14 protein-coding genes are annotated in these 20848 nt (G+C 64.5%); 8 read left to right on the top strand and 6 right to left on the bottom strand.

What is annotated here, in order from left to right:
- Window positions 1-18: 18 nt before the first annotated feature.
- Together WEB52_13235 and WEB52_13230 are read right to left on the bottom strand one after the other, a co-directional pair.
- Complete coding sequence (locus WEB52_13235) at window positions 19-5526, bottom strand: RHS repeat-associated core domain-containing protein (protein MEX2227403.1); 5508 nt, start codon at window positions 5524-5526, stop codon at window positions 19-21.
- 366 nt (window positions 5527-5892) lie between these two features.
- A complete protein-coding gene (locus tag WEB52_13230; protein ID MEX2227402.1) occupies window positions 5893-6192 on the bottom strand; it encodes a hypothetical protein in 300 nt (99 codons plus the stop codon).
- An 861-nt stretch (window positions 6193-7053) separates the two neighbouring features.
- On the opposite strand from WEB52_13230, the gene WEB52_13225 reads away from it, so the two are divergent.
- The 4 genes from WEB52_13225 (at window position 7054) to WEB52_13210 (ending at window position 10360) form a co-directional block, all read left to right on the top strand.
- Complete coding sequence (locus tag WEB52_13225) at window positions 7054-7368, top strand: hypothetical protein (GenBank protein ID MEX2227401.1); 315 nt, start codon at window positions 7054-7056, stop codon at window positions 7366-7368.
- A 106-nt stretch (window positions 7369-7474) separates the two neighbouring features.
- Window positions 7475-9160 (top strand): methylmalonyl-CoA mutase family protein, encoded by a 1686-nt coding sequence (locus tag WEB52_13220; protein MEX2227400.1) that lies wholly within the window; start codon window positions 7475-7477, stop codon window positions 9158-9160.
- A gap of 4 nt (window positions 9161-9164) precedes the next feature.
- Complete coding sequence (locus WEB52_13215) at window positions 9165-9512, top strand: VOC family protein (GenBank protein ID MEX2227399.1); 348 nt, start codon at window positions 9165-9167, stop codon at window positions 9510-9512.
- Between the two features lie 98 nt (window positions 9513-9610).
- Window positions 9611-10360, top strand: a complete 750-nt coding sequence (locus WEB52_13210) for a 3-oxoacyl-ACP reductase family protein (protein MEX2227398.1) — start codon at window positions 9611-9613, stop codon at window positions 10358-10360.
- Between the two features lie 57 nt (window positions 10361-10417).
- Here the strand turns inward: WEB52_13210 and ruvA are convergent, their stop codons facing one another.
- The 4 genes from ruvA to WEB52_13190 all read right to left on the bottom strand — a co-directional run bounded on the left by ruvA (window position 10418) and on the right by WEB52_13190 (window position 14810).
- Complete coding sequence (ruvA, locus tag WEB52_13205; protein ID MEX2227397.1) at window positions 10418-11014, bottom strand: Holliday junction branch migration protein RuvA; 597 nt, start codon at window positions 11012-11014, stop codon at window positions 10418-10420.
- Window positions 11015-11132: 118 nt separating this feature from the next.
- On the bottom strand, window positions 11133-11951 hold the full coding sequence (locus WEB52_13200; GenBank protein MEX2227396.1) for a GGDEF domain-containing protein: 819 nt from the start codon (window positions 11949-11951) through the stop codon (window positions 11133-11135).
- Window positions 11952-12083: 132 nt separating this feature from the next.
- Window positions 12084-13610 carry an amidohydrolase family protein gene (locus WEB52_13195; GenBank protein MEX2227395.1) on the bottom strand — a complete coding sequence of 509 codons (1527 nt, stop codon included), beginning with the start codon at window positions 13608-13610 and terminating at the stop codon, window positions 12084-12086.
- 288 nt (window positions 13611-13898) lie between these two features.
- A complete protein-coding gene (locus WEB52_13190) occupies window positions 13899-14810 on the bottom strand; it encodes an LLM class F420-dependent oxidoreductase (GenBank protein MEX2227394.1) in 912 nt (303 codons plus the stop codon).
- A gap of 296 nt (window positions 14811-15106) precedes the next feature.
- Here WEB52_13190 and WEB52_13185 point away from each other — a divergent pair, with 296 nt between their 5' ends.
- The 4 genes from WEB52_13185 (at window position 15107) to WEB52_13170 (ending at window position 20848) form a co-directional block, all read left to right on the top strand.
- Entirely contained in the window at window positions 15107-16807 is a 1701-nt protein-coding gene (locus WEB52_13185; protein ID MEX2227393.1) for an FAD-binding protein, read from the top strand.
- Window positions 16808-17815, top strand: coding sequence for a succinate dehydrogenase iron-sulfur subunit (gene sdhB, locus WEB52_13180; GenBank protein MEX2227392.1), 1008 nt, complete (start codon window positions 16808-16810; stop codon window positions 17813-17815).
- Window positions 17812-18711: a CoB--CoM heterodisulfide reductase iron-sulfur subunit B family protein gene (locus WEB52_13175; GenBank protein ID MEX2227391.1), complete on the top strand. Its 900-nt coding sequence runs from the start codon at window positions 17812-17814 to the stop codon at window positions 18709-18711. The genes sdhB and WEB52_13175 overlap by 4 nt, the downstream gene beginning before the upstream one ends.
- A gap of 151 nt (window positions 18712-18862) precedes the next feature.
- Window positions 18863-20848, top strand: a complete 1986-nt coding sequence (locus WEB52_13170; GenBank protein MEX2227390.1) for a translation factor GTPase family protein — start codon at window positions 18863-18865, stop codon at window positions 20846-20848.

The following is a 20848-nucleotide window of genomic DNA, read 5'->3' as shown; positions in this document are numbered from 1 at the left end:
AAGGACCCGGTCGGACTCTCACAATGAGTGGACCAAAGATCGGGGGCAGGTCACAGTAAACATACCCCGGATAGCAGAACTATTAATACCCCAGGCAAGATCATTCCGGTCCCACCAGGCGTATCCTCCTGCAATACCGCCAAGGTCGAGCTGTGCTATTCGGGATGTGTCGCCATACATGAGCGCAAAAAGAGACGCTTTAAAGTAGGCTTCAGGAACATGAACGGTAACTGCGAGGTAGCGCCACCCGAAGTTGGGCATTTGATTCCAGCGATCCGGATCCACGCCAGCATAGGTCACAAACGATTGCAGTATGTGCAGACTGACGGTTCCACTCTCCATGAGTAGAGACACATTGCTCCAATAGAGCCATTGGGAAATGCCTTGCTTTGCGAAGGCCTCTAGCATCGGGTCCCCTCCGCAGCCGCCCATTGCGCAATCAAACCACGATTCGGCAGCATCAGCAGAGCAGTCGAGTAGGTCACCGCTGATCGAGAGAAAGCAATGTCCTGTCGGATCAATGAGGGAGGTAGGGAGGTTTCTCACGTAGCTGTAACGGTTCATGCTTTGAGGATCATGAATCCTGTTAACCAATGAATCGGCGCTCACGAACCGCCCTAGCGTCGTGCTGTAGAACCGCGCTTTGTAGTTGTAGAGCCCGAGCGCTGCGTCGCCCGGCTCCTGCTGCTGGCCGGTGTAGAGCTTGTCCGTCTGAGAGATTGCGCCGTCCCGGACAGCGCCATACGGCCAGTACTTGAGTTCTGAAACAACTGCGCCAGATGAGTTGACCACCTTCGTCGTGCCGCCCAGATGATCTGCGAGCAGATACACAGGACAGCCGTCGTTGACGATGGTGTCGCCGTCATCATCGGTCGTGTTCTGGCAGTTGGCGCCGGTCTCCGGCGTGCCGCCAGCGGTCGTCTCCACGCGCATCGCCGTCGCGCCGCCTGCGTCGTAATACTTCGTCTCCGTGCCGTCGCTCTGCTTCTCGTAGATGCCGCCGACGTAGTCCGTGCTGGATGCTGGGACGCGATACTTCACCTCGACGTACGCCTGGGTCACCCGCGGACTGTACCCCGCGAACTGTCCGACAAAGCCAAACTCCATGCTCGCGTTCACGTCCGCGGCCGTCCAAGCCTTGCCGGTTACTGGGTTGTGCTGAAGCGAGAGCACGTCGTCCTTCCAGTTGGCATCGAGACTCACGAACCATTGAGATGAGCCGTTGGCCCCGTTCTGCCGGAAGAACGGCACGACGGCGCCGACAGTTCCGTTCACGGCCTTCCACCGGAGTCGCAGGAGGACTTGCTCCACGACGGCGTTCGCCGGCACTCCAGCTGACGGATAGGTGTGACTGTCGTACGCGCCGGAACGCGAGATCTGCGTCGCGTCGTCGTCCGCCGCCACTTCGTCGATGTTCAAGTAATGAGCGACGTTCGGTGTTGCGCTCCACTGCCCGAAGAAGCCCTGTCCTGATGGCCGCAGGGTCGCCGCCTGTTGCGCGCCGGCCTGCGTTCGTCGCAGGAGACTTCCGGTTCCGTCATATGTATGGAGCGACGCTCCGTCACCCGTCGTGTCGCGCGAGCGCAGCCGGTTCTCGGCGTCGTACGCATACGTCGATGTGCCCTGGCTTGCGAGGTTGCCGTTCGCGTCGTAGGTGAGCGAGAGCCCTTGCGTGCCTGACGTCCAAATTGCGGCGTGCGGACGCGGTGCGCCTATGCCAGGGTAGGTCAATGCCAGGCTTGAGCTCCCCTCCTGCTTGGTGAGCAGGTTCCCCAACGAATCGTAGGCGTAGGTTGCGCTGGGCACGCTGTTGATCGACATGCCGGTGAGACGGTTGAGCTGGTCGTAGCTGAAGGTCTGGACTTCGCCGCCGTCGTTGATTGACTGCACGTTGCTTGCGTCGTCGTACGTCAACGTGACGTTCTGTGCACTGCCCGCCTGGACACCTGTCAGGCGCTGGCGTGCATCGTAGGTGTAGGTCTTGGTCTGGCCGGTGCCGAGCGTGAGCTGGCTCATCGCGCCGAACGGCTTGTACAGCATCGACGTGCCAAAGACGTCACCGTACGTTTCCGACTTCAGCTGCCACAGCTGACCGCCGTCGAGGTAGCGGTTATAGCGCACGTCCTCGCCGTCCGGGTAAATGCTCCGGAGGAGCTGGTCAAGACTGTTGTACTCGCGCGACGTCTCGTAGGACGCGCCGAGAATCGTCCTGCGATCCTTCACGCTGCGGCCGCGCGCGTCATAGCAGGTCAACGCTTCGCCGGCGCCGTCGCGCATCCGGGTCATCTTCCCGATGGCGGTCACACCCTGCGGACAGAGGGAGGTGTCTGGATACGAGTCGTACAGGAACGCAACCGGAGCGTCTCCGTTCGAGTAGGTCTTCGCAGTGAGCCGCCTCAAGGCGTCGTAGCCCAAATTCGTGACCACGCCGCGAGCGTCGGTCTGCGACGTGAGGTCGCCCGCCACGGTATAGCTATACGTCCATGGGCCCATGTCTGGGTCGGTCATCGCCTTCTTGCGCCCACCGAGGTCGTAGGTAAGCGAGGTGACGTTGCCCGCAGCGTCGGTCACGCCCGTGAGTTGGCCGACCCGGTCGTGCTGATACGTCGTGTTGGGCGCCGCCGTGGAATGCGACCGGATCTCCACGAACACCTCGGTGACATAGGGGCGGGCACCGCCAGTGGGATGGACCTCGAACCCGCAATCGCGCGCGGCATTGACTTCGGCAAGTGTCCATGGTTGCCCGGTGCGGGGGTTCGTCGTCATCTCCCAGCTGTGATGGTTGCGCCAGTCGACCTGGTTCGTGCTGTGGTAGGTGGGGCCCTGCGTGTCCACACCCGATTGGCGCATGAGCGCCCACATGACCGGAGCGCCTGGGTTCGGTGTGTAGCCGTCCCAGTGCTTCCATCGGAAGCGCAGGTTCACGGAATCGATGACCGTTCCAGTGGGCAGGTTGGCACCGGGGAACGTGAAGGTGTCCTTCTTGTACCACTCCAGCCGCGCGACGTAGCTGCCGTCGTCGTCCGGCGCGACGTCATCGACGGTTTGGTAATGCGGGACGCCGAGGGGGAACCCCTGGTCCCACTCCGCGTAGGCTCCCTGCCCGTTCGGGCGCAGGACGGTCGAGGACGAAATGCCGCCCGGCTCGTACACCGCGAGCCGGCGGTCGTCGAGGTCGCGCACATGCGTCGTGGCGTTCCCCTTCTCGTCCGTGACGGTCGTGGTAAGGCCGTTGTAGTTCGCCGTGCTCTGGGGGCCGGTCGACTGGTTCGCTGCAAGATGCTTGGTGACGACAACGTTGCCGAGCGGGTCATACGTGTACGCGTCGCGGTCGCGCGACACCATCGGGCTCGGAGTGGTGGGACAGTTGACGGTGGCCGACCCCATGTGCGTCCGAGCGCTGACGACAGACTTCAGCCCGCGGGCGTCGTAGTCGGTCCGGACTGACGCCGTATCAACGGAGATGTAACTCGCCGCCCGTTCCACTTCCCTGCCGAAACCGTCCATGCATGTCTGCGAACGAAATGTGTAGTTCGTGCCTGAGAAGGTGCGGCGGTCGATCTGCGTGCGGTTCGGGATTGTTCCCCACGTGTACGTGAACTGTACGGTGGGATAGGTCTCGGAATCGAAGTTGTCCCACGCCTTCGACGGGCGTCCGAACTGGTCATATCGGATCTGCGTGGTCCTTCCGGTGGGTTCGTGGACGGCCACCGGCTTCCCCAGCACGAAGTCATAGTCCGTCGTCGTGACGTGGCCGAGCGCGTTTGTCTGCGACACCGGAAAGACATGATGGGTCGCGTCATAGCTTGTGGTGCTGTAGGGCGTGCCGGCCGGCATCCAGCCGAGACTGCCGCCGGGCGTCTCACCTTCCGGCTGGCTTGCCGTGGGATTGGACGCCTGTATTGGATTACCGTAGGCGTCGTAGACGACGTACGTGTTGCTCGTCGCGTTGCTGTCGACCTTTGCCGACGTCGCCGTCACCAGTCCCTTGGTGGGCAACGTCGCGGCGGAGTTGGCGCCGTCGTAGTACAAGTTAGTGCGACGCAGCTGCGCCGACGTCGCCGGGTCGACCACCTCGGTGTACTTCGGCGCGAAGATCCATGCCGCCGTGTTGTGGTGGAACGGCGTCAGCGTTTTCGCGTCGTCGCCAGCGCCGGGCGCTCCGAGGCTCAGTTGCTCGGAGAGGTTGCCGTACGCGTCGTACGCGTTCTGCGTGATGAGTTCGGTGCCATCGCGCAACGTCGTGGTCGTGGACTCCGGCGCCACGAAGTTCGTGAGGGTAATAGAACCGAATGGATTGTCCACCTGCCGGATGAGCCACTCGGTCTCAACCTTCTTCCATTGGCCGTCATTCGCATCAAACGACGTAGTCGTATGCTCTCGTCCGGTCAGCACCTCCTCTGACCAGCCGCTCGGGCTGTTGCTCGTGGCGAAATACTGGTGCTTGACGTAATTTCCTTGCTCCCCTCCTTGGTCGAACTCCGTCACCTCTTGGAAGCCCCGCTTGGCGGCACGAAACTCATCGACGTAGTTGGGGTCGGACTGTTTCTTGTATGGATCAGGATAGTTGTATTGATAGGGTCCGTTGTTGTACTCGATTGAGCGGACGACATCGGGTTGGCCCGCGCCGTAGATGGTGCGCTGTTCGCTCACCGTGCTGATCGACCAATGCCGGAACGTGTACGCCTGGATCTCCTCCGCGTAGTCGAACTGGACCTCCCCGCCCATGCCATTCTCGATCCGCTGCAGGTGCTTCCAGTTGTAGTCCCAAATCGATTCAATAGGCGTGCCCTCTTCGTGAAACGCGAAGTGTTCCGAGCCATAGAAGAACTTGGTCGTCGTGAATGGGTACGCCGCGAAATTACGATCGCGGATAATCAATTGGGTCAGCTTGTGCTCACCCGCCGCCGGCACGGGTGGACAGCCGCCCCAATTCCCGAACGGCGTGGTGTCGTAGCTGAAGTCATATCGTCGGACGAGCGCGCCGGAAACCTTCACCTCGATCTGATTGAGCTTTCGGATTTCCATGACCGGTGGTGCGAAATAGTCCTCGCTCTCCTCCGGACAGCCCCCATCGTGGACGTCACGAGGGACGTCGAAGCGCGTACAGATGAGCGGCGCGCCGACGCACTCGTCGGTTCCGCGATGGAACTCTAGTTGTGCCTGTCCGTCGTTATACGTGATCTTCCACGGATATGCCGCCATCACGTACTCCGAGCCCGGACCACAGTAGTTATACTTCTGCTGCCAGTACTCAAAGTCGATGCGATTTCCGTGCACGTCCTCGATGAACTTCACATCGGCGCGATAGTCACGCACGTCGTCGCATATGTCTTGCCGGTAGTAGCGGCGGTACTGGCTGTCGAGATTGCCACCCCCAAAGACATACTTCGTCCCGCTCTTGTCCCAAACGGTCCATACGGCCCCGTTGATGCTCTGGCTGCTCGATCGGATCTTGACGTACTGCTCGTTCGTCGCATGCCAGAGGTATCCGTCGCCGTCCTGGCGCATCAGGTAATCCTGCATGATTTCCCCGCCGAACCCATCCACCGCAAGGAATACGCGATGAGTGTGGTTTCCGGTGGAGGGGTTATCCTCGTTCTGACTGATGCTGATGTGCGGGACATCGAGATCCCATCCGATCCCAACCCAGCTGCCGACCGAAGCCCACCCACGCATTTCACCGAGCCGGCCGGAATCGTACGTGAGCGTGAGATTGGGCGTGAGTCCGCCTTGGCCCGCTGGTACGGTGATCGGGACGCCGAAGCTTGCTGAGCCGCTCTGGAGGTTGACGTTTCGCCCGTCCAACAACGGCGCCACGTCAGTGATCCTCGTCGCGGTAATAGCGTCATCGCTGAAGTGGTCGGGATGCGCTACGATGGTGCGTTTTCGCTAGTCGACCTGCGCCGGGACGTGTTGCCACTGGTTGATGGCTTCGTCGAATGTCCAGAAGGCGAGGTTTCTTGGATCGTACGGCACCATCTCGCCCTTAGTGAAGCGTGTCGTGATCGTCAACGGCTTCGCGAACGTGTGGCGCGCCTTGCCGCTCGATCGTATCACCGCTTCAAACGACCAGGCAGCAATGAACGGGAAATCGGGAGACGGCGGCGGCGCCAGTTCGCGCGGGCTGCGCTTAGTGATACTGATATCGACCTCTTCAAGTACGGCATCGCTCGGGAAGTCGATCGTCACGCGGCCATCCGGCGAACTAATCCGTCCGCCCGCCCGTCCGATGTTCGCCACCACGCGGGTACCCGAAAGCCGATGGCAAGCCTCGACGAGCGAAGAAAGGTGACCATAGGGCGACGACTATAAGCCGCAATGGTTCGTCGCGTCAACGCACAATGTTCGTTCCTATCGCCACCTAACGTCGGAATCGCCTACGGTCGTCGTCGCGGATCAGTCCCTGTGCGGAAAACTGCGCTTGACTCCGAGCGCCCGCGCGAGAGAAACTCGTCAGTAGCACTCCGCAGCGCGCGACCGCGGGACGGTTCCTCCTCAGAGACTAGGGAGTGCTGTGAAATCTCGGCGCGCGAAGACCCCTGCGAACGGCAAGACCCGCTGCGGGCCAAAGACTGAGGCAGGCAAGGCGGCGGCACGCCTCAACGCCGTCCGTCACGGCATCGCGTCGGCGGTCGTGCCGCTGCCTGCTGAAGATACCGGCGGCTGGGAGTCCTTCCAGCAGGGGGTCATCGATGACTACGCGCCTGTCGGCACCGTCGAAGCGGAACTCTGCCGCCGCATCGCGGAACTGTTCTGGCGGCTGCGGCGCGTCGCTCCCTACGAGGCCGACCTCGCCGCCGCCGCTCGCGAGCGGGTGTCGCTCGATTTCCAGAAGCGCTACGCTTGGTCGCGGCCCGCGTCCGTCGAGCACGCTCAGGAATTGCTCGACGGCGCCCAGGAAGCCCTCGCGGCATTGGGCGTCCGCGGCGATCCTCTCCGCGCCGTCAGCGCCATCGCGGGCGATGCCTTCACCGCCGCGCTTGAGGCGGCCGGCGCTGACGAAGAAGCGATGAATGCAGGGGCGACGACACGGGCTGGACGACCGGCCTCATGCTGGCCGTCGTACAGGCGCACACCTCATCGCTCGGCGCGAAGGTCGAGGACGTCCTGCGTGATGTCGCTACGCATCTCGCGATGCAGATCGATGAGCGCGGGCGCGACCTCGCGTTCGTCCTCGACGAGCAGGACCGCATGCGGCGCGAGCGCCTGCTCCCGCCTGAACAGTCACTGATCAACCTCACCAAGTATGACGCGCACCTCAACCGGCTGCTCTTCCAGGCCATGCATGAGTTAGAAGCGTTTCAGGCGCGCCGCAACGGCCAACCAACAGCGCTCGCCAGGGTTCAGATCAGCGCCGGCGGGTGAAAATTCCAGAACAATTTCCGTGCTCGGTCCTCCCCGCAGCCGCGTTTGGCGGCCGCCTGAGTTACCATTCCCGCATACCGCATCTACAGTGAGACGAGGTGACGGCATGGCAGAGGGCAACGGACACGCAAACGGCGACCGCCTGAAGAGCGAATACGAGCGCTGGGAAAGCACGACGCTCAAGAAGGCGCTCGAGCGCGGCGGCGAGCGCCAGGCAGAGTTTGCGACCACCTCCACGCCTTCGCCGCGACTTGCGACGCCGCTCGACACCGCCGGCTTCGACTACGACCGTGACGCCGGCACGCCCGGCGAGTACCCGTACACGCGGGGCGTGCAGCCGACGATGTATCGCGGGCGCCTGTGGACGATGCGCCAGTACGCCGGCTTCGGCACGGCGACCGAGAGCAACGAGCGCTTCAAGTTTCTGCTCAGCCAGGGCCAGACGGGGCTATCCGTCGCGTTCGACCTGCCGACGCAGATCGGCCTCGACTCCGATGACCCGAACGCCGAAGCCGAGATCGGCCAGGTCGGCGTCGCGATCGATTCGCTCGCCGACATGGAGGAGATGTTCGACGGCATCCCGCTCGACCGAGTGAGCACGTCGATGACGATCAACGCGCCCGCGTCGGTGCTGGTTGCGATGTACATGGTCGTGGCCGAGAAGCAGGGCGTGCCGGCGGGCGACATCATGGGGACGGCGCAGAACGACGTGCTCAAGGAGTACGTCGCGCGCGGCACGTACATCTATCCGCCGCGGGAGTCGCTGCGATTGGCCGCGGACCTGATCACGCACTGCGCGCGCTACGCGCCGAAGTTCAACAGCATCAGCGTCAGCGGCTATCACATCAGGGATGCGGGCTCGACGGCGGCGCAGGAGATCGGCTTCGCGTTCGCGAACGCGATCGCTTACATCGAGGCGTGCCAGCGCTCGGGCGTGGACGTCGACGACATCGCGCCGCGCATCTCGTGGATCTTCAACACGCACAACAACTTCTTCGAGGAAGTGGCGAAGTACCGCGCGCTGCGGCGCATGTGGGCGAAGCTGCTGCGAGAGCGCTTCGGCGCGAAGAACCCGAACTCGTGGAAATTGCGCACGCACATCCAGACCGGCGGCGCGACGCTGACGGCACAGCAGCCCGAGAACAACATCGTGCGGGCGTCGCTGCAGGCCCTGGCATCGGTGCTGGGGGGCGTCCAGTCGATGGCGCTGTCGTGCTACGACGAGGCGCTCGCCATCCCGACGACGGAGGCGCAGCGGATCGCGCTTCGCACGCAGCAGATCATCGCGCACGAGTCGGGCGTCACGGACACGGCGGACCCGTTCGGCGGATCGTACTACGTCGAATACCTTACGGACGAGATGGAGAAGCGCGCGCAGGAGTACATCGACCGGATCGAGGATATGGGCGGGTCGGTGGCGGCGGTCGAGAGCGGCTACATGCAGTCGGAGATCCAGGAAGCGGCGGTGCAACAGCAGCAGGACATCGAGTCCGGCGCGCGCGTGGTCGTCGGCGTCAACCGGTTCCGTTCCAACGAAGATCCGGAACCGACGATCTTCAAGGTCAATACGGAACTGGCGCGGGCGCAGATCGAGCGCCTGAGGCGTGTCCGCGCCGAGCGCGACGGTGCGGCGGCAGCGGCATCGCTCACGCGCCTGAACAGCGCGGCGCGTGAAGACGCAAACCTGATGCCGGCGATCCTCGAGTCTGTGCGGGCGTACGCGACGATCGGCGAGATCTGCGGCGAGTTGAAGAAGGCGTGGGGCGACTACCGCCCGCCGACGGTGGTATAGGCGCATGGCACGAATCACGTCTCTGCTGTTCATCGTGCCGGTGCGCGACCTCGACCGGGCGGCGCGCTTCTACAAGGATGCCTTCGACCTGGAAGTGATCTTCCGCAACGAAGGCATCGCGTTCGTCGGTATCCCGGGCACGGAGACGTCGATGGGGCTGCTGCTCGATCCGGAGCACGCCGGCGCCGGGCCGCAGAACATCGGCATGCACGTCGACCACGCCGTCGGCCTCGATGCGGCGATCCGGGACGTCGAAGCGGCGGGCGGCAAGGTGATCGAGCGCGGCGAGCACGCGCCGGAAGTACCGTTTGCGCGCATCGAGGACATCGACGGCAACGTGCTGGAGATTTAGTCAGCTACTCCTCGGGCATCTTCTAGCCCCCCATCCCCGCATCCGTTACATTCACCGCCGATAGCGAACTCACCCCCGAATCACTCACCGGAGGACTCATGTCGGAGAAGCGTCTCGAAGGCCAGGTGGCCGTCGTCACGGGTGCGTCGCGCGGGATCGGTCGCGCCTGCGCGGAAGAACTGGCGCGCGAGGGTGCGACGGTCGTCATCAATTACAACCAGAGCCCCGAACCGGCCGAGCAGCTCGCGAAGCAGGTCAACGACGCCGGCGGCAAGGCGATGACCTTCAAGGCGCACGTCGGGAATGCGGACGAAGCGAAGGCGCTCGTCGACAAGGCGGTCGAGACGTACGGCCAGATCGACATCCTGGTGAACAACGCCGGCGTCAACCGCGACCGCACGTTGAAGCGGCTGTCCGTCGCCGAGTGGGACGAGGTGATCAGCACGGACCTCAGCAGCGCCTTCTACTGTACGTCGGCGGCGGTGCCGCACATGACGGAGCGCAACTACGGCCGCATCATCGTCATGTCGAGCATCATCGGGCAGATGGGGAACGTCGGGCAGTCGAACTACGCGGCTGCGAAGGCGGGGCTGATCGCGTTCGCGAAGTCGGCGGCGAAGGAACTCGCGCGCAATAACATCACGGTCAATGCGATGTGCCCGGGGTTCGTCGAGACGGACATGGTGATCGCGCTGAGCGACGACGTGAAGAAAAACCTGCTGTCGCAGATCCCGCTGGGCCGCTTCGGCAAGCCGGAGGAAGTCGCCGCATTCGTCCGCTTCCTGTGTACGGAGGGCGACTGGATCACGGGGCAGCAGTTCAACCCCAACGGCGGCCAGTACATGTAATGGGCCACGCTTGGCGACGGTTCGCGGGCTGAAAGCCCGCGCCACAGTTTCGGCGATTTACCGCGGCGCCAACGACTGGAGGACGCTCCTGACGCGCTCCTCCAACGAAGCCTCGCCGGCGTCCGGTAATCGTTCGGCGGCGTTTTGGGCTTCCATCTGCGTGTAGCCGAGACCCATTAGCGCGGCGACGAGATCGGCGTCGGCCTGGCGTTCGCCCTGCTTCGTCAGCGATGGCGGCGGCAGGTCGTCGGGTACAGCGACTTTGTCGCGCAGCTCGAGCACGAGCCGCTCGGCGGTCTTCTGGCCGACGCCGGGCACCTTGCGCAGCAGGTCGGTCTGGCCGGAGGCGATCGCCGTCGCGAGCCTCGGGCCATCGAGCGCGGACAAGAGGCCTAACGCGGCACGCGGCCCGACGCCGCTGACGCCGATCAGCTGCTCGAACAGACGTAGCTCGTCGCGCGACGTGAAGCCGTACAGCGTGAGCGCGTCCTCGCGGACGTGAAGATACGTGAAGAGCGCAGCCTGCCGGCCGACCGCCAGATCGTCGGCGGCCGTCGACGGTACGGACGCGACGAGGCCGATGCCGCCGACGCCGACGATCACCCAGTCAGCGCCCTTCTCCTCGACGATGCCGCGCAGGCGCGCTAGCGGCATGGCGGCGGTGTGGTCGCAATGAGTGCGTTCATATTGCGGCGAGTATGGCGCACGAGGGGACGGAGATGCCAGAACCTCAGAACCTTGAACTGAGAACCTTGAACCTGGGAGCGCGGCGTTAGCTCGCGAGGCGGAAGGGGCCGCTCTCGTCGTGGGCGGGCTGCGCGCGGGTGTACATGCGTACCTGGTTGGGGCCCGCGGCGATCGCTTCGGCGAGCGCCGTTTCGGCAGCGACGGCGAACTCTTCGCAGGTCGCGAAGGCGTAGTCGGCGATGACGATGCCGATCGAAACCGTGGCGCGCGGGCTGCCGTCCTGGAGCGCGCCGAACAACGGATGCCTCGCGACGGCGGCGCGGATCTTGTCGGCGACGATCTGGGCGCGGATCTCGTCCGTCTCCGGCAGCAGCAGGCCGAGGCGCTCCGGCGTGTAGCGGCCGCCGATGTCGTTCGCGCGCAGCACATCGCGAAAGATCGCCGCCATCTCGGACAGCAGGTAGGTCTTCGGCAGCGTTCCCTCGCCGGCGGCGCTCACGTACGCCACATCGAGCAGGAGCAGCGAGAGGTCGCGGCCATAGCGGCGCCGCCGCTCGAACTCGACCTTCATGCTGTTCTCGAACTCGCGGCGCGCGTAGAGGCGCGTAAGCTCATCGACCGTGGAGATGCGGCCGATCTCGATTTCCTTGCGGACGAGCTGCGTGCTCAACTCTTGGGCGAGGTGGCTTGCGGCCTGTACATTGCGGGTCTCCCACGCAACGTAGGCGACGAGCACGAGGCCGGTCACCAATCCCGGAAACGCGACGGCTGCGATGCTGACCGGACCAATCGTCGCGTCGGTCGCGGTGCCCGTCATGACGGCGACGTACGACAGGAAGACGGCCAGGCCGCCTGCCGACAGTAACGCCGCCCTGCGGACGCGAAGACTTCGCAGTGGGCTCACGAAGAGAGTTTCGGCGGAATGGAGGGCCGGAATTAGCGTCAATTGTGCCGACGGCCTAACTACAGCACCTATAGAGTACGTTACGTCAACAGACAGGCGCTGTTCAGGCCCGGACGGATGCTGCCGCCGGCTTCAGCCCAACTGCCACTTGCCGCCGTGGTCCGCGAACCAGCGGAGCATGCCGCGTCGCGTCGTCGGGCCCTTGGGCGCCCAGCGGACCTCGTGCGTGTCCGGCTCCAACTCCATGTACGTCTGGCGCAGCTCTTCGACCTGATCGCGTTCGATCTTGCATCGCTGCGTCTCCGGATCGACGCCGTAGAGCCGCGCGGCGTTCATGCCGAAGATCTTGCGCTTCACATCGTCGGTCAGCGCGCCATAGCCGTACTGCTGCGCGAACTGCGGCTCGATCTGGAACGCGCGAAAGGCGACGATCTGCGGTTGCGGCGATCCCGTCCAGATGCAGTCGGTACCCCACAGCACGTTGTCTTCGCCGACGTACTTGATCAGCTTGCCGAGCAGATGCGCCGCCTGCGTGCGGTCGCTCATGATGTTGCGCCACGTCGAGCCGAGTTCGGCGTAGACGTTCGTGTTCGGTTGGACGCCGTTATCGACGAGGCTCTTGACGAGCACGTCGACGCCTTCGGCCTGGTCCGCGTTGTACGCCGCTTCGCGATGCCCCGGAAACCAGCCCGAGTGATACACGACGAAGTTCATGTCGGGATACGCCGCCGCGACGACGCCGATATCGCGCGGCGACGCGGCGGCGCGGTCGAAGCCGAAGAGCGGCAGCCCCTTGTGGGCGCAGATCGTCTTCACGCCCAGCGCACGCGCCTGCTCGATGACGGCAATGCCCATATCGTCGTCGAGCATCCAGCCGCGGCCGCCGGGGCCATATGGCGTGTAGATCTTCCACGCCGCGACATCGAGCGTCTCGGCGCGAGCCTGCATGCGTTCGAGCGCCGCATCGAGGCCGGCGGGCGCGTTGGGCACGACGACGCTGTGCAGGCGCAGCCGGCCGGTGTTGGCGGGCGACAGCTCGTTCATGATGTCGCGCGTGCGCTTCATTTCGTCGAAGTTCAAGGGATCGGTCGAGTCGTTGCCCGAGGGCGTGTCCGAAAGGACGGCGATCGTGGTGTCGCTTTCGAGGAAGATGTCGTGCGCGTAGTAGTAGCGGCTCAAGCAGTCGAGTTGGTCCGTCTCGTTACAGGCAGGGTCGCCGGGAAAGAGGCGGAAGGCGCCCGCCGTCGCCGGGCTCTCGTTCACCCACGGCCCTTCCGGGTCGACGTGGTGCGTCTGCACGTCGAAGATGAACTCGTCGCCGTCGAGCACTTCGCAGACGGCGTCGGGATCGGCGTCGGCGGGCGTGTTGAACGTGCCGCCGGAGTCGACGCCTTCGGGGAGATCGCGGGTGTCGTCGTCGTCGCAGCCTGCGAGATTGATCGCGGCGAGCGTGACGGCCATGCCGCCTGCGCTCATCAGGAAGCGACGGCGGTCAAGGCCGCGCTTCTTGGCGATGTCTTCGGCCATGCCGTGCGCGAGCGCTTCCGCGCGGCGATGCGCCGGCGTGCGCTCTTTCGGCACGAATTCGCCGTTGCTCGCCTGGCCGGGGACGAACGGCAGCAGGATGGGCAACTCTCGGTCGGTCTTCTTCGCACGCATCGATCACCTCGCTGAACGAGGTTCAGTCTACGTGCGTCGCCGTCCGGCGGCGATGGCCGATGTGCAAAATGCGCGCAAAATCATCGCTCGTGAACGCGCATCGCTGCCAGGCGCCATCTAATGCGCGAGCGAGACTTCCACCGACAGGCCGAGGAACCTGCCGTACGCCTCTACCGCCTCATCGACGGCATCCCGATCGTCGCGGGTCAACTTGCCGTCCGTCCGCAGCGTGACGCTGGCGGCATCCCGGGCGACGTCCCGCGGCCACGCGCCGCGCAACCGGCCGTGCTACGCGCGGACCTGCAGCTTGTGGACCTCCGGTACGCCCCGCGCCGCCAAAAAGTCGAGCGTCTCCGGCACCTCGACGTGAGGCATGTTGACGATCACCTGGTCGACGCCTGCTTCGGCGAAGTCCTGAAACTGCGCAATCGCCTGTGCCGGCGACAGCCAGCGGCCGCCGCCATCGAGGCGCACCATCAGCGTCGTGAGCACCGTCTTCTCGATGTCGCCGTAGGCGCGGCCCTCGCGCTCGCAGTGCGCGCGCAGGACGCCGGAAAGGCGTTTGAACTCGGCGACGCCGTCGTCGTTGAATGACGTGCCCATGTTCCAGGCGTCGGCGTACCTGGCGACGAGACGGAGCGTCTTCTTCTCGCCGCGGCCACCGATCAGGATCGGCGGGTGCGGCTTCGATACCGGCTGCGGCACGGAGAGCGTTTCCGCGAGTTGGTAGTGGGCGCCCTCGTAGGGGCCGTTGTTATCGCTCCACATCCGGCCGGCGATCTGCAGCGTCTCTTCGAGCATCTCGAAGCGTTGCTTGAGCGGCGGAAACGGCACGCCGAGTCCCGCGTGCTCGCGGTCGAACCATGCGGCGCCGATGCCGAAGTACGCACGGCCGCCCGATAGCACGTCGAGGGTCGTCGCGGTCTTCACGAGGATGCCGGGATGCCGATAGGTGACGCCGGTCACCATGGTGCCGAGCTTAATGCGCGAAGTCTTCGCGGCGGCGAACCCGAGCGTCGTGTAACTCTCGAGCATGTCGAACTCAGGCGGCCCGACGCCGGGGATCTGGAAGAAGTGGTCCATGACCCAGAGCGAATCGAAGCCGGCGGCCTCGGCGCGCTGGGCGACACCGCCGAACGCCTCCCCGACCGGAGGCCCGTTGAGCCACGTGAAGTACGGTACTTGCAGGCCGATGCGCATGTGTCCTCGCTTTCGGCGGCATCGTAACGCGCGCTATCGCGGGCCGCGAAAGTGCGCGGCCGTGCGATTCTTGTCCCTATCTGAAGCTGGTGATAGGCTTCACATGCCCGTACGAGAGGGGGATTGAACGATTTCGCATCCTGACTCCCGCCTCCTGCGCGCTCCGGATGCGCACCCCGGCCGGCCGCCAACGATCGCACTGACAACCGGCGCCGGCGCGGCGATCGATCTCTTTACCGCGAACGAACGGAAGCGGCCCGCACGGGCGGATCCACCAGGGGAGGGGTAGGCGCCCCATGGCTGTCTACGATCACGACATTCTCGTCATCGGCGCCGGGCTCGCCGGCATGCGCGCGGCGATCGCGGCGCAGCAGGCAGGCGCCAACGTCGCGATGATCTCGAAGGTGCACCCGGTGCGGTCGCACTCGAACGCCGCGCAAGGGGGCGTCAACGGCCCCGGCATCGGCGAGGACGGCGGGCCGTGGGAGGAGCACGCCTACGAGACCATCAAGGCGTCGGACTACCTCGGCGACCAGGACGCGATCGAGATCCTGGCGCAGGAGGGCGGCGGCGAGGTGCTCCAGATGGAGCACTGGGGCGTCGTCTTCAGCCGCCGCGCGGACGGCCGCATGGCGACGCGGCGGTTCGGCGGCATGGGCAAGGCGCGCACGTTTTTCGTCGGGGCGATCACCGGCCAGGCGATGCTGCACGTGCTCTACGAACAACTCATGAAGCCCGGCATCTTCAACGCGATGCGCAACTACGAGGAGTGGTTCGTCACCAGCCTGATCGTCGACGACGGCTACTGTCGCGGCTGCGTGGCGATGAACATCCGCACCGGTGAACTGCACGCGATCACGGCGAAGGCGACGATCATCGCGACGGGCGGGCTGGGGAGGGTGTACGAGCCTTCGACGAACGCGCTGATCTGCACCGGCGACGGCATCTCGCTGGGTTACCGCGCGGGCGCCGCGATCATGGACATGGAGATGGTGCAGATCCACCCGACGACGCTCCAGGGCTCGGGCGTCCTGATCACCGAGGGAGCGCGTGGGGAAGGCGCGTACCTGCTGAACAAGGACGGCGAGCGCTTCATGGAGAAGTACGCGCCGAACATGATGGAACTGGCATCGCGGGACGTCGTATCGCGCGCGGAGCAGACGGAGATCGACGAGGGCCGCGGCGTCGACGGCTCCGTGTACCTGGACATGCGCCATCTCGGCGAGAAACTCATCAAAGAGCGCCTCGAGGAGATCTACGAGATCGCACGCGACCTGGTGAACATCGACATCGTCAACGAACTGCTGCCGATTCGCCCGGGCGTCCATTACATCATGGGCGGCGTCAAGACGGACTTCAACGGCCTCTGTTCGCTGCCGGGGCTCTATTCCGCGGGGGAAGCAGCGTGCGTGAGCGTGCACGGCGCCAACCGCGTCGGCGCGAATTCGCTGCTCGACACGATCGTCTTCGGTCGTCGCGCCGCCGAGCACGCCGTCGAGACGGTCTGCACCAAGACCTTCCGGCCGATCCCGGAGAGCGTCGTCGAAGAAGACCGCAAGATGATTCGCTCAGTCATCGACCGGCCGACGAACGGCGACCGCATCGCGAAGATCAGGCGCGACATGGGCGAGACGATGAGCGTGAACGTCGGCATGTTCCGGAGCCCGGACAAGCTCAACGAGCAACTCGGCGTGCTGAAGGACCTGCGCGCGCGTTACGACAAGGTCGGCGTCGAGGACAAGGGCAAGGTGTTCAATACCGACCTGTTGTTCCATATCGAACTCGGCTACATGCTGGACTGCGCGGAGATGATCACGAAGAGCGCGATCGAGCGGAAGGAGAGCCGCGGCGCGCATACGCGACTGGACTTCCCGAACCGCGACGACGAGAACTGGCTGAAACACATCGCGCTGACGCGTCAACCCGACGGTTCAGAGAAGATGTCCTACATCCCTGTGACGATCACGAAGTGGGAGCCACAGGAAAGGAAGTACTAGATGAAGGTCAAACTCAGCGTACAGCGCACCGACCCCGAGTCCGGCAAGACCGGCTACAGCAAATACGAAATCGAAGCGCCCGAAAATACGACCGTGCTCGACGCGCTAATCCAGATCCGGGAATACGAAGACGGCACGCTGGCGCTGCGCTGCTCCTGCCGGAGCGCGATCTGCGGCTCCTGCTCGATGCGCGTCGATGGCCAGGCGCGGCTCGCCTGCCGCGCGAAGATCATCGCGCTGACGCGGGGCAACGAAGAGCAGGAACTGACCGTCGAGCCGATGGGCAACATGCCCGTGATCAAGGATCTCGTCGTCGACATGGAGTCCTTCTGGGCGAAGGTGCGACAGGTCGATCCGTACATTCAGCCGAACGTCGAGCCGCCGCCCGACGAGGAATATCGCGTGCCGAACGAGTCGATGCTCGACCTGACGCACACGATGAACTGCATCATGTGCGGCGCCTGCGTCAGCGACTGCACGGTGCTCGAAGTGGATAAGAACTTCATCGCGCCGGCAGCGCTCGCGAAGGCATATCGCGTGACAGCCGACCCGCGCGACGGCAAGGCGCATGAACGGTTGGAGAAACTGAGCGAGTACGGCGGTATCTGGGACTGCACGCGCTGCAACATGTGCGTCGAGGTGTGCCCGAAGGGCGTCGCGCCGATGAATCGCATCATGCAGTTGCGCGAGATGGCGATCGAGGCGGGGATCACGAACAACGCGGGCTCGCGTCACACGGCGATCTTCACCAAGTCGATCACGGATGGCGGGCGCCTCAACGAAGTGTGGATGGTGCCGGGCTCTGTCGGCATGTTCAACATCCCGCGCATGACGAAGGAGATGCCGGGCGCGCTTCGGATGATGCGCGTCGGCAAGCTGCCGCTCGGCCAGGCGATCCCGCCGGGGCTGCCGGGTTCGCACAAGATCAGTGGGATGGAGCGGGTGCGCAACCTGATCCGCAAGTCGGCTTCGTTGAAGCCCCGGAAGCCGGAGGTCGTCGAATCATGAGCGCGATGAAGTATGCATTCTGGCCGGGCTGCGTTTCGAAGGGGGCGGCGCCCGAGCTGTACGTCTCGACGATCCGGGTGGCGCAGGAACTGGGCATCGAGTTGGTCGAACTGGACCAGGCGACGTGCACGGGCGCCGGCGTCATCCAGGAGCAGAATCCCGAGATGGCCGACGCGCTCAACGCACGCACGTTTGCGATGGCGCAGCGCCTGGGGCTGCCGCTGATGAACATTTGCTCGACGTGCCAGGGCATCGAGAGCATGGTGCAGGACAAGCTGGCGAAGAACCCCGAGTACCTGGCGAAGGTCAATACCGTGCTGGCCGACGAAGGCCTGGAGTACACGCCGGGGCTGGAGATCAAGAACTTCCTGTGGATCCTCGTCGAGGACATTGGGCTCGACAAGATCAGGTCGATGGTGAAACGGCCGCTCAGCGGGCTGAAGATCGGGCCGTTCTACGGCTGCTACATCCTGCGCCCGAGCGAGATCCTGGGCTTCGACGAGCACCCGGACCGCGACAAGTACCTGGAGATGGTGATCGAGGCGGTCGGCGCGGAAGTCGTCGACTACGAGGGCAAGAAGAAGTGCTGCGGCTTCCCGCTGCTGACGATCAACCGCGAGAACTCGCTGAAGCAGGCCGGCAATCACATCCACGAAGCGCAGGACGAAGGCGCCGATGCGCTCGTGTCGCCGTGTCCGCTCTGCCACCTGAACCTCGACGCGCAGCAGCCTGCAGCTAAGGCCGTGACCAAGTTCGACATTGACCTGCCGATCATGCACCTGCCGCAGATGATGGGGCTGGCGATGGGCATCGACCCGAAGGACTTGCGCCTCAACCACCACGTCGTGTCGACGAAGAGACTGATCGAGAAGCTGCCGGAGCTCGCGAGCGTCTAATCCCGGCCTGCCCGTCGGTCCAACATGGCCGCCTTGCGAGGGCGGCCATTTTGCTACACTCCCGGCAACGGCCAACTTCGACCAAGGAGAAGCGAAATGCGGCAAACGTACATGTCCATCCGGAGGGGAATAGCAGAGGACATGACGCTCAATGCGAACGTTGAACCTTGGGATTTTGGCGCATGTAGACGCCGGTAAGACAACCCTCACCGAGCGGCTGCTCTACGCAGCCGGCGTCATCGACGAGATCGGCAGCGTCGATGACGGAAGTACGCAGACCGATTCCCTGGCGCTCGAACGGCAACGCGGCATCACGATCAAGTCCGCCGTCGTGTCGTTCGTCATCAATGACGTCACCGTCAACCTGATCGACACACCCGGCCACCCGGACTTCATCGCCGAGGTGGAACGCGTGTTGGGCGTGCTCGACGGCGCCGTGCTCGTGATCTCCGCCGTCGAGGGCGTGCAGGCGCAGACCCGCGTGCTTATGCGGACGCTGCAACGTCTGCACATTCCCACCATCATCTTCGTGAACAAGATCGACCGCGGCGGCGCACACGATCAACGCGTGCTGCAGGACATCGCCGAAAAGCTGACGCCGGCGATCATCGCCATGGGAACGGTAAGCGACGCCGGCACACGCAGTGCTGGCTTCACGCCGTATGGCGCAGCCGACGTTACGTTTGCCGCGACGCTGGCTGACCTGCTCGCCGACCACAACGATGCATTCCTGGCAGCGTTCGTCGACGACGAGACGGCAGTGTCGTATTGCCGGCTCCGCGACGAGCTGGCGGAGCAGACCAGGCAGGCGCTCGCGCATCCGGTGTTCTTCGGCTCGGCGATCACCGGAGCAGGCGTGGACTCGCTGATCGCCGGCATCACGGAGTTGCTGCCCGCCGCCGAGTGCGATGTCGATGGCCCAGTCTCGGGCACCGTATTCAAGGTCGAACGCGGACCGGCCGGCGAGCGGATCTCGTACGTCCGGATGTTCTCGGGAACGGTACGGACGCGCGATCGGCTGCCTGCCGCCGGGAACGACGAGCGAAAGGTGACCGCGATCAGCGTGTTCGACCGCGGCTCGGCCGTCACGCGCGCGTCTATCGCCGCGGGCCAAATCGGCAAGCTCTGGGGGCTCGGCGACATCCAGATCGGCGACGCGATCGGCATATCGCGAAACGCCGAGCGGCATCATTTCGCGCCGCCGACGCTGGAAACGGTGATCGTCCCGCAGCGCGCCGCCGACAAGGGCGCGCTCCGCGTCGCGCTCGAACAGCTCGCTGAGCAGGATCCGCTGATCAACCTGCGGCAGGACGATGTCAGGCAGGAAACGTACGTCTCCCTGTACGGTGAGGTGCAGAAAGAGGTCATCCAGGAGACGCTGGCGGCCGACTTCAACATCGACGTCGACTTCCGCGAAACGACGACGATCTGCATCGAACGGCCGACCGGAATCGGTGCGGCGGCGGAATTCATGCGCGGGCGGCACAATCCGTTTCTCGCGACCATCGGGCTGCGCGTAGAGCCGGCCCCGGTCGGCGCAGGCGTCGAGTTCAGGCTCGCAGCCGAGGTGCTGGGGACGATGCCGCTCGCGTTCTTCAAGGCGGTCGAGGACACCGTGATGGCGACGCTGCACCAGGGGGTCTACGGATGGCAGGTCGTTGACTGCACCGTGACCATGACGCATTCCGGCTACGCGGGGCGGCATAGCCTGGGCCATCAACCCTTTAACAAGAGCATGTCGAGCACCGGCGCTGACTTCCGCGGACTGACGCCGCTGGTGCTGCTCAACGCGCTGCAACAGGCGGGGACCATGGTCTACGAGCCGGTCCAGCGCTTCCATCTCGAGATTCCGGCGGACACGTTTCGGGCCACGGCGCCGGTACTGGCGCGGCTGCGTGCCGTCCCCCAATCACAAGAGAAGCGAGGGTCGTCGTACGTGCTGAAGGGCGATATTCCCGCAGCGCGCATCCACGAGTTGCAGCAAGAGCTGCGCACACTCACGCGCGGCGAAGGAGCGCTGGAGTGCGTCTTCGACCGCTACGAACCGGTGAGCGGCACGGTCCCGACGCGCCCGCGGACGGACCACAGTCCGCTCGACCGCAAAGAGTACCTGCTGCACGTGTTGCGGCGGGTCTAA

It is taken from the genome of Dehalococcoidia bacterium, from assembly GCA_040902535.1.
In the GTDB taxonomy this organism is placed as follows: Bacteria; Chloroflexota; Dehalococcoidia; order DSTF01; family JACRBR01; genus JBBDXD01.
This window is presented reverse-complemented; position numbering and strand designations above follow the sequence as displayed.